Source organism: Desulfobulbaceae bacterium, assembly GCA_013792005.1.
In the GTDB taxonomy this organism is placed as follows: Bacteria; Desulfobacterota; Desulfobulbia; order Desulfobulbales; family VMSU01; genus VMSU01.
In genome coordinates, this window is record VMSU01000129.1 from 1 (window position 1) to 10,283 (window position 10,283).

The following is a 10,283-nucleotide window of genomic DNA, read 5'->3' on the forward strand; positions in this document are numbered from 1 at the left end:
GGAAGACAATGTCGCCGGGCACCAGCTCGGTGGCCGGAAGGCGTTTTTTCTCTCCCTGACGCAGGACCGTGGCTTCGGTGGTCATGGTCCGGGCCAGGGCTGCTAAGGCATTGACCGCCTTGGCCTCTTGAATGTAGCCGACTATGGCGTTGACCAGTACCACACCAAAGATGACCCCGGAATCTACCCATTCCCCGAGTGCGCCGGTGACCACGCCCGAGATGATGAGGATATAAATCAGCGGTTGGTGAAATTGGAGCAGGAAACGGAGCAAGGGGCCCTTTCCCTTTTGGGCGCTGATGGTGTTGTGTCCGAACTCTGCAAGACGATGCTCGACCTCGAACCGGTCAAGCCCCTTAACCTGATTTCCTTCCAGCAGTTCAATTACTTCGGCACTTGGCAGGTGGTGCCAGTGCCGGGCGATGAGTTCTTTCATGGATGCGTTCCTTTTGTGTGTTTTTTGTAGGTTGGATGAGCGGAGCGTAACCTAACACCCCTTTGGATAATAACCAGGTACCATTGGTGAATAGTATCAAGAGGCAAAGAAAAAGATACTGCACAAAAACAGTTTGAACAATTAGAAAATACGATTAGAATGATTCGAAATTAACGAAACTTGGTAACTACACAGGGTAACGGTAATCAGTTATCGGTTTACGGTTAAAAGAATCATGGTTTGTCATAAATTATCGCATGATACTCAATGTCAGTGTGTTCTTAGCCATTGGCAGGACCCAATCACCGTCAACTGTCAACCGTAAACCGATAACCTGAGCAGTTACGAAACGGGTATTTATTATGGAGTGGCTTAATTATCATCATCTGTTGTATTTTTGGACCGTAATGCGCGAGGGCAGCTTGACGGCAGCCTGTGTGCGTCTCAGGTTGGCGCCGTCAACAGTCAGCGCTCAATTGGGGAGGCTGGAGGAGGCGATGGGAGGGAAGCTCTTTCAGCGGGTGGGCCGCAATCTGGAGCCAACCGATCTTGGGCGCCTGGTGTATCGCTATGCCGACGAGATATTTTCCTTGGGGCGGGAGATGATGGACACCGTTCGGGGCCGACCTCTGGCCGGCCCCTTATCGCTCAAGGCAGGGGTGGTCGATGTACTGCCCAAATTTATTGTCCGCAGATTACTGGAGCCGGCCATGCAATTGCCGGAACGGGTAAGGTTGGTTTGTTTTGAGGATAAGGAGGGCGCTCTGCTGGCTGAGCTGGCGATGCATACCATTGATGTGGTATTGAGTGATTCACCACTGCGCGCAGGTTTGAGCGTCAAGGCTTACAGCCATCTGCTCGGTGAGTGTGGCATTACATTCTTTGCAGTGGAGAGACTTGCCAGTGGCCTGCGGGCGGGATTTCCTCTGTCACTTCACGAGGCGCCCATGCTCCTGCCGATGGAGATGACAGCCCTGAGAGGCGCGCTGGAGAGATGGTTTTCTTCCCTCGGCATCAGGCCGGCGATTGCTGCTGAATTTGACGATAGCGCTTTGATGATGGTCTTTGGCCAGGAAGGGGATGGAGTCTTTGTGGCGCCGACGGTCATTGAGAAGGAGGTACTGCGGCAGCATCAGGTCCAGATCGTTGGCCGGACGCAGGCGGTGAAAGAGCGTTACTATGCCATCTCGGTTGAGCGGATTATCAAGCACCCGGCCGTGGCGGCGATCTTTGAGGCGGCACGGCACAATCTTTTTGTCGAAAAGACGATATCTGGTGAGGGGAGCAATGAGCTGCCATTATTGGTACAGGATTGATTGGATGGTCGGGGCTTACTAACAATTTTAAACCAGCAGTTCAGTGGAAAAGTGCAGATGGTTCATTCATCAGTAATCGCCGTGGCGGCAAGCCCGGAAATACCGTTTATCTGCGCCAGGGCCCAAGAATTGGCCGATCGGCTGGGGCTGCCGGTGACCTCAACTATGGATGCGAGCTTTCCTTTGGTGCTTACGGTGACGCACGAACACCTGGAACTGCGTCAATCCGCCGCCAAGGGGTCAGGGTCAGGTCCCGTCTTTGTCGATTTTGTCGGTGGCGCGATGGCCTTCCGCCGTTTGCACGGTGGTGGCCGCAAACAGGAACTGGGCCGGGCTGTGGGATTGAAAGGAAACCGTTGCCCGACAGTGGTCGACGCCACCGGCGGTCTTGCCCGTGATGCTTTTGTGTTGGCCAGTCTCGGGTGCCGGGTCACTCTCATTGAGCGTTCACCGGTTATCGCCGCCTTGGTGGCCGATGGTCTTACCCGGGCAAACGATGATCCGGTAGTCGGCGCTATTATCAATGATCGACTTAGGTTGCTGGTTGGCGACAGTTGCAGTCTGTTAGGGGAAATGGTCGTGGAACAGCGGCCGGAAGTAGTCTATCTCGATCCCATGTATCCGCACCGGACCAAGAGCGCCCTGGTGAAAAAAGAGATGCGGATCTTACGGCTGCTGGTCGGCGATGACCCCGATGCTCCCAAACTGCTCGCGGCAGCCCTTGCCTGCGCCAGGGAACGGGTGGTGGTGAAGCGACCGATCAAGGCGGAACCGATTACCGGACCCACCCCAAGTATGGCGATTATCGGCAAAACGGGCCGTTTCGATGTTTATCTGATCAGACCTTAAAGGTCAGGCTTGCCGCACTCTCCAATAGGACGTTATCCTTCCTTGGTCATTTTCCTGGCGATATAAACTACATGTCTTCGTCCGCCCCGGCCCGGGCGTTGCCGGTTGACGGTGAACCTGGCTGCCTGCAGCCGTTTTTCAAAGGCTTGGTCCGGATCCTCAGCCCACACGGCAAACACCCCATCAGCTTTCAATGCGGCCCGACTTAACTCAAGCGCCTTTTTGCCGTACAGATAGTTGCCCCTGCCCTGATCCCCTTCATAGGGGCCTTCGTAGAGATCAAGAATAATGGCGTCAAAGCGCTCTCCTTCGCTCTTTTTTGCGGCATCAGCAATTACTTTAGCAACATCAGCAATCACTACCGTCACTCGCGGATCGTCTACAGCGCCGTTGGTTAACGGGGCCATGGGTCCTTGGCACCAGGTGACCATGATCGGGTTAAGTTCCGCCACCACCACTTCGGCATCGGTCGGGAGATTGTCAAGGGCCGCCTTGAGGGTGAAGGCCATGCCCAGGCCACCTACCAACACCCTCGGAGCATCACTCTTCTTCAGGGGCGCGCAGGCAAGCTCCGCCAAAACAATCTCGGACCTGTTGGCCGAGGAGTTCATCAGTATCCGGCTGTCGATGGTGAGCAGGAAATCCGTCTCACCCCGCTGCCTCAGTTCGAGCAGCCCTTCATCAGTTTCAATGCTGTCAACTACCCGCCATGGCTGAGCCATTTATTGTTCTCCATTTTTTTGGACCCGGCCGATTGCCCCGTTTTTCAACCGCACCTTGATGCCATGGGGATGGGAGAGGGACTTGGTCAGGATATCTTTGACGATTCCTTCGGTGAGCTTCCCTGAGCGCTGGTCCTCTTTGAGGATGATGAACACCCGCAGGCCTGGTTTGATGTCGTTTCGATTCATGCCATTGTTCATGGTTGTCACTGGATGTGTTGTGGGAGCAGTAGTAGTTTACAGTTGTTTGGCGCTGCCGCGTGGTGAAGTGCCAGCGTTTCAGCCATCTTTCAGCGAAAGAGCGATTCTTTTACGCTGGGGGTCAACTTCAATGACCCGGACCAGCACCTGCTGGCGGACCTTAACCACCTCCGACGGGTCCTTAACGTAGCGGTCGGCCAGTTGGCTGATGTGGATCAGTCCGTCCTGGTGGACGCCGATGTCGACGAAGGCCCCGAATTTGGTCACGTTGGTGACCAGGCCGGGCAATCGCATGCCAGGTTGCAGGTCATCAATACTGTTGATCTCTTCGCTAAAGGCAAATTGAGAGAAGGTCGATCGTGGGTCGCGGCCCGGCTTTGCTAGCTCAGCCAGGATATCCTGTAAGGTCGGCAATCCCACCGACTCGGCTATATAGCGGCTGATCTCGATTTGATGCCGGCGCTCCGGTTGTTCGACCAGATCGATAACCTTACAGCCGCAATCCTTGGCCATCTGTTCGACGATCCGGTACCGTTCGGGGTGGACGGCGCTTGCGTCCAGCGGATTGGTTGCACCTTGAATTCGTAAAAATCCAGCGCACTGCTCAAAGGCCTTATCTCCTAGCCGGGGAACCTTTCGCAGCTCGGCCCGGCTGGAAAATGGACCGTTCTCATTGCGAAAGATGATAATATTTTGGGCCAGGGTCGGGCCTAAACCGGAGACGTGGGCCAGCAGCTCGGCGCTGGCGGTGTTCAGTTCCACACCCACGCTGTTGACGCAGCTTGCCACCGTATCGTCCAAGCTCTTCTTCAGGGCCGCTTGGTTGACGTCGTGCTGGTATTGGCCGACCCCGATGACCTTGGGGTCAAGCTTCACCAGCTCGGCTAAGGGGTCCTGCAACCGGCGGCCAATGGAAACCGAGCCGCGCACAGTAAGGTCATGATCAGGGAATTCTGTCCTGGCTGTCTCCGAGGCGGAGTAGATCGAGGCGCCGCTCTCATCGACCATGGTGATGATCAGTTCAGGCGTCAGGTTCAACCCCCGCACAAAAGACTCTGTCTCCCTGCCGGCGGTGCCGTTACCGATGGCAATAGCTTCGATCCGGTATTTCCGGCACAGTTCGATGACGATCTTTCCGGCATCCCGGCTTTTGTCCGCAGAGAGGGTCGGGAAGATGGTAGTGGAGTGCAGCAGCTTCCCCTGTTGATCCAGGCAGACCAGTTTGGCCCCGGTCCGAAAGCCAGGGTCGAGCGCCATTACCCGTTTCCGGCCCAAGGGCGCAGCAAGCAGCAGTTCACGTAAGTTTTCGACAAAGACCTTGATCGCCTCATGGTCTGCGCGTTCTTTGAGGTGGGTGCGCAGCTCGTTTTCCAGCGAAGGGGCAAGGAGCCGTTTGTAACTGTCTTGAGCGGCAAGATCGACTTGGGCAGAGGCGACACCGCCGCTTTTGACATATCTTTTCTGCAGAAAATTAATGGCTGCCTCTTCGGCGGGACGGACCGTAAGGGTCAACGCTTTTTCGTTTTCGCCGCGCAGCATGGCAAGGAAGCGATGGCTGGGGGCCTTTGCAGCGGGTTCCTGCCAGTCGAAATAGTCGCGGAATTTAGCGCCCGCCTCCTGGTTCTTTTTGACCACCTTGGAGATTATCACTCCCTTGTCGGCAAAGAGCTGCCGCAGTCCCCTCCTGGCTGCGGAATCTTCGTTGATCCATTCGGCGATGATGTCTCGGGCCCCGGCCAGGGCCTCGTCAACAGTGGTTACATCTTTTTCCTGGTCGATGAACTGTTCGGGGTTGAGCGGCCTCTGGTCTTGCTGAAAGATGCTCCGGGCCAGAGGTTCCAGGCCCTTTTCCTTGGCAATGATGCTTTTTGTCCTGCGCTTGGGGCGGTGCGGAAGGTAGAGGTCTTCCAGGACGGTTAGATTGGCGGCAGCAAGGAGGGCCTGGCGCAGCTTTGGCTCCAGCAGTTCGCGTTCGCTTAAAGAGGCAATGATCGCCTGCCGCCGTTTGTCGAGTTCCCCGAGTTGCAGCAGCCGGTCCCGGATCACGGTGATCTGGGTCTCATCCAGCAGGCCGGTGGCCTCTTTCCGGTAGCGGGCGATAAACGGTACCGTGCCCCCGGCATCCAATAAGGAGGCCACGGCCGCCACTTGGTCGCTCTTGATCTTCAGCTCTTGGGCGATGATTGCTTGGTGTTGATTCATGAGTGCTTTTGTATTCATATTTCGTTGTTAGCGCCAATTGTTTTTTTATCGTATGATGAATTGATCGTCGGTTTGACCTCTTTTTTGTTCCTGGACAGCTAGGCAGTATGTATAAAAAATATTATTTATGATGGTCTTGCAAAAAGTCACGACTCGTAACCAACTCCCTGATCCCTTCGGCTCCGTTCAGGGAACGATTATCGCGAGACTGTTCCCTTGTATCTTGTTGATGAATAAGTTTTGATGGCGTCGCAAAAAGTCCGATCTACTGCGTTGCGTGGCATTTTTGTTCGTTCGGCATACCATATGTATTGCCTCATTCACAAAACACCCCGCTCCTTGTATATCGGCCCTTTCGGAGTCTCGCAGGCTCGCTTACCTGCTTAGCCATCCCGTGACTTTTTGCGAGTTCATCAGTTTTCGAGTATTTTCTGTAAATTATATCGTTGAGTACCTTCACCAATTTATTTTTTGCAACCTGACTCATACCTCATACGCCAATGAGATCAGTGCCCAGGCAAGGATGTGCGTATGACCTTCATTCTGCAGTGTCCCGTTTGTCGAAAACCACTTTTGCCCACAACGAACGGCTACCAATGTGCCGCGATGCACAGCTTCGATACCGCCCGTCAGGGGTATGTGAATCTTGTGCTTGCCCACAAAAAGCGCTCCAAAGAGCCTGGTGACGACCCGGAAATGATCCAGAGCCGGAGACGGTTTCTTGATCTGGGCTTTTATGATCCAGTCTCCGACGCCATCAACGAGGCTATCAGCATCGAGTTTTCGGGTTTGGTGGGCGGCAGCGGGCGTAGTGTTCTTGATGCCGGTTGCGCAGAAGGCTTTTATCTTCAGCGCCTTAAGAAGGCTCTGTCCCAGGGCAGCGGGGGGTATCTCTCCATTGATTACCACGGTATCGATGTTTCCAAGTTTGCGGTGCGGCAGGCCACTCAACGTGACCGGACCATAGCCTGGTTGGTTGCCAGTATCAACGATCTCCCCTTTTTGGATTCCTCTCTGGATATCGTGCTGAATGTCTTTTCGCCGGTGAACATCATTGAATTTTCCAGGATTCTCAAGCTGACGGGAAGTCTGGTGTTTGCAAGTCCCGGTCCGAGGCACCTCAACGGCCTGCGGGAGATCATCTATCCGATCAGCAGGGAGCATGCAGCGCCCTCGATCATCGAAAAGGCTGAAGAGCTTTTTTCCCCCTCGATTGTGTCGCGGATTACCTATCAACTTGAGCTTGTCGGTCAGCAGATGATTATGGACCTGTTGGCGATGACCCCCTATTACTGGAACATTGATCGTTCGACCAAGGCCAAGGTGGCTGCCCTCGACCGGTTGGCCCTGGATGTCGATGTCGAGATCCGTGTCTTCAAGAAAAAGGGTGGGATGGGGCCAGGCGTATCTCGTATCCGTTAGCAAAAACGGGACAGAGTTATTCTCCCCTCCAATTCAGAGCAAGCTTATTTTGACGGCATTTTCGTCTGCAGTTACAATTTCTTCACCTTGTCGCCGACCAGGGTGGCCTTCTCGCATGAGGCCCCTTTTTTGGGGTTGCAGTCGATGAGGATACCCATCACCCTGCCGGCTGTCTTATGACAGTCGGCGTCTTCCAGTCTCCCCAGGAGGTCGGACATCAGTTTGTTGAACTCCAGACATTTTTCGTAATCGGAAGCAGCCCGTTGATGGAGGATTGTCGCCGTTTTCAGGTCTTCTTTGATATCGTGCGGAATTATTTCAGCCATGCGGAGTGGTCCTCTGCGACTTTTGCGTGAGATGGGATAATGTTTCGATAAGGGGGTGTCTGGCTAATATTTCTGGGGTAAAGGAAATTTTCAAGATGATGCTGGTGGGGTAGAGTATCTCTGTTGGTCAGGGCGATTCAATGCACATTTCCCTAATGAAACCCGACTCCAGGAGGAATTGCAATGTCCTGAGGGAATTTTTATTGCGATTACACAATCTTTGGCATTAACGACCCTAACGGACGGGATGCCTTGATGATTGAATCCACCAAGTAAAAAGTCTCAGGTATATTGTGTTCTCCTCTCGGAGTCGTGGTGAAGTAAAATCGAATAAGCGATGTGGACGATGTTGCTGAGGGCGGCACCTTAGGGAAAAGTCCCTATTTTAATTGCTGTGATATTTTATTATAAGCAGTAGGGAACCGCTAGCAAGATAGGAGATGACTATACTAAAGGAGTTGCAGATCATGGAGCAGAGGACAAACATATGTAAGGTCGTGCTGCTGGCAGCGCTAGGGGTATGGCTCGCCCTCGGAGTGGGATGCAGCCGTGACGAGCGTCCGTTGGTCGTCTACGTTGGCAAAGGGCTTGACTTCCCTATGGAAGAGGTCAAACAGGTTTTCGAGAAGCAGCATCAAGAGAATCCTCTTACCATTATCTATGGTGGCAGCGAGACCTTGCTCTCTACGATCCAAAAAACCCGTAAGGGGGATCTCTTTATTCCCGGTTCGGCCGGCTACATCAGCAGTGCCGGAGATCTGGTGAAAGAAGACCGCTATGTCGCTGATCATCTCCCTGTTTTTGCTGTTCGGGCCGATAACCCCAAAAACCTCCAGACCTTTTCCGACCTTCTGGCCGATGGGGTCAAGCTTGCTGTTGGCAACAAGGACATGTGCGCCATTGGTCAGGTGGCGGAAGCGATTATTAACGCCTCTGACCGACAGGCTGCTTTTCGGGACAATATCGTTATCACCGGCACGACGGTTAATGAACTTATCAAACTGGTGGCCGACGGGGAGGTGGATGCTGCTCTGGTTTGGGCCGATATGCTGCAATGGCCTGAAGGGAAAGGGCTGAGGCGAGTGGAGATCCCCTCTGCTATCAACACAGTAGAGGAGATCCGGATAGCGGTTATGACCACCAGCGCGTCCCCTCAATCTGCGGCTCTGTTCGCCAACTTCCTGGTTACCGAGGGTCAAGCTATTTTCGCCAGGCACGGGTTTGGAGTCAAATAGGTGAAGATCCAACAAAAGCTGTTGTGCGCTTTCCTCCTGGTTTCCATGTTGATCTTGGTTGTCAGTTACGGTTCCGGCCTCCTTGTCCAGGAAGAGACGGTCGCTACCTTTCAGGAGGTGGCGGGAGAGGTATTGCCGGGTAATATCGCTCTGGCTAGGATGACAACAGAACTTTATCATGTCGTGGTTCTTGCCGACCGGTACAATGATCGAAGAGACAACAAGACCAAAGAACAGATAGAAAAGTCTCTCGCCACCCTCAGCACTTTTAAGACCATGCACCGTCTGTTTCACGGAGGTGAAGAGCTTGGGAGCCAGATTGATAGCTTGATCGAGGAGTTCAGTCGCTCAGTTGCCGGTTATCTTCTCCTGCTCCAAAGGGACGAGAGTAAGCGAGAAGATGAGCTGGAGGTGCGACAGAAGATCGACGGCCTACTGGAAGTCTTCGTAAGCTCGGTCAACCCGCACATCGAGCGTGAATTTGCAACCAGTTTTCAAAAACTGGCAGCCACTAAAGAAAAAACCTATCATGCCCGTAAGGCGCTGATCACAGCCAGCGGGATCATGCTCTTATTCGCGCTTCTTCTCAGCATCTTTATCTCTCGTTGGCTCTCTAAACCCCTGCGTGCCTTGCGGGACGCTGCCCGAGAAATCGGCGGCGGCAGGTTGGACCTCACCCTGCCGGTGACCTCTCGTGACGAGATTAGCGATTTGTCCCACGCTTTCAACGAGATGGCCGCCAACCTTTTGCGGATGCGCACGCAACTTGTCTCTGCCCGGGATTACATCGACAACATCCTGGCTTCCATGGTTGATGCTCTGATCGTTGTTTCCCCGGTTGGTACCATTCAAACGGTCAATTCTGCCACGTGCTCGCTGTTAGGTTACCATGAAGGCGAACTCATTGGCCAATCGCTTCAGTTCATTATCACGGAAGCGCTGGGGGAAGATTTGGACCTGATGACACTGACGGGCAAGGACGGCATCAGGGATCTCAATGTTTCTTTTCACGCCCGATCAGGCGAACAGATCCCCATGTCGATCTCAGGCTCTGCCATGTCTGACCAGGAGGGAAATCCTGTGGCCGTTATCCTGGTGGCTCGGGATATCCGCACCCTGATGCAGTTGGTTAAAGAGCTTAACATAACCAATTATCAACTTAAAGAGGAGATATCCGAACGTATCCTGGCAGAGCAGGCTAAAAAGGAGAGTGAACGGAACTATCTGGAGATTTTTAATGCCACCAGCGAGGCGATTCTGCTTCATGACGCTGACAGTTGCACCATCCTCGACCTCAACCTGGCTATGACCGAGATGTACGGTTACACCAGGAAGGAGGCCTTGGAGTGTCCCTTTGGGGAGCTGAGCAGCAACGCCTCGCCGTATACTGGAGAGAAAGCAGCGGCAATGATCAGAAAGGCGGTTACTGATGGGCCGCAGATTTTCGTCTGGCAAGCCCGCCGTAAAAACGGAGAGTATTTTTGGGTGGAGATTTCTCTGAAGGGGTCGGAAATTGGAGGATGCGGCCGGGTTCTGTCGGTGGTGCGTGATATTACGGAGCGGAAACTGGCCGA

At 53.8% G+C, this 10,283-nt stretch carries 10 protein-coding genes; 5 read left to right on the top strand and 5 right to left on the bottom strand.

Translation table 11 applies throughout. The annotated features are described in order from the left end of the window. Positions 1 to 436 (bottom strand): cation-transporting P-type ATPase (locus FP815_07555; GenBank protein ID MBA3014797.1); only part of this gene is annotated, 436 nt, incomplete at its 3' end. Positions 437 to 798: 362 nt separating this feature from the next. Here FP815_07555 and nhaR point away from each other — a divergent pair. Continuing rightward, positions 799 to 1,752, top strand: a complete 954-nt coding sequence (nhaR, locus tag FP815_07560; protein MBA3014798.1) for a transcriptional activator NhaR — start codon at positions 799 to 801, stop codon at positions 1,750 to 1,752. A 57-nt stretch (positions 1,753 to 1,809) separates the two neighbouring features. Further along, the gene (locus FP815_07565; GenBank protein MBA3014799.1) at positions 1,810 to 2,601 is read left to right on the top strand and encodes a class I SAM-dependent methyltransferase; all 792 of its coding nucleotides are present in this window, start codon (positions 1,810 to 1,812) and stop codon (positions 2,599 to 2,601) included. 32 nt (positions 2,602 to 2,633) lie between these two features. Here FP815_07565 and FP815_07570 read toward each other — a convergent pair whose 3' ends face one another. From FP815_07570 to FP815_07580, 3 genes are all read right to left on the bottom strand, one after another. Continuing rightward, a complete protein-coding gene (locus FP815_07570; GenBank protein ID MBA3014800.1) occupies positions 2,634 to 3,323 on the bottom strand; it encodes a spermidine synthase in 690 nt (229 codons plus the stop codon). Beyond that, positions 3,324 to 3,524, bottom strand: coding sequence for a YwbE family protein (locus FP815_07575; GenBank protein ID MBA3014801.1), 201 nt, complete (start codon positions 3,522 to 3,524; stop codon positions 3,324 to 3,326). 78 nt (positions 3,525 to 3,602) lie between these two features. Next, the gene (locus FP815_07580) at positions 3,603 to 5,726 is read right to left on the bottom strand and encodes an RNA-binding transcriptional accessory protein (GenBank protein MBA3014802.1); all 2,124 of its coding nucleotides are present in this window, start codon (positions 5,724 to 5,726) and stop codon (positions 3,603 to 3,605) included. A gap of 531 nt (positions 5,727 to 6,257) precedes the next feature. On the opposite strand from FP815_07580, the gene FP815_07585 reads away from it, so the two are divergent. After that, a complete protein-coding gene (locus FP815_07585; GenBank protein ID MBA3014803.1) occupies positions 6,258 to 7,148 on the top strand; it encodes a methyltransferase domain-containing protein in 891 nt (296 codons plus the stop codon). 71 nt (positions 7,149 to 7,219) lie between these two features. Here FP815_07585 and FP815_07590 read toward each other — a convergent pair whose 3' ends face one another. Beyond that, complete coding sequence (locus FP815_07590) at positions 7,220 to 7,474, bottom strand: hypothetical protein (GenBank protein MBA3014804.1); 255 nt, start codon at positions 7,472 to 7,474, stop codon at positions 7,220 to 7,222. Between the two features lie 440 nt (positions 7,475 to 7,914). Between FP815_07590 and modA the strand changes: the two genes are divergently transcribed. After that, complete coding sequence (gene modA, locus FP815_07595; protein ID MBA3014805.1) at positions 7,915 to 8,709, top strand: molybdate ABC transporter substrate-binding protein; 795 nt, start codon at positions 7,915 to 7,917, stop codon at positions 8,707 to 8,709. Then, on the top strand, positions 8,710 to 10,283 hold a 1,574-nt coding region (locus FP815_07600), incomplete at its 3' end, for a PAS domain S-box protein (protein MBA3014806.1). It lies immediately after the preceding gene.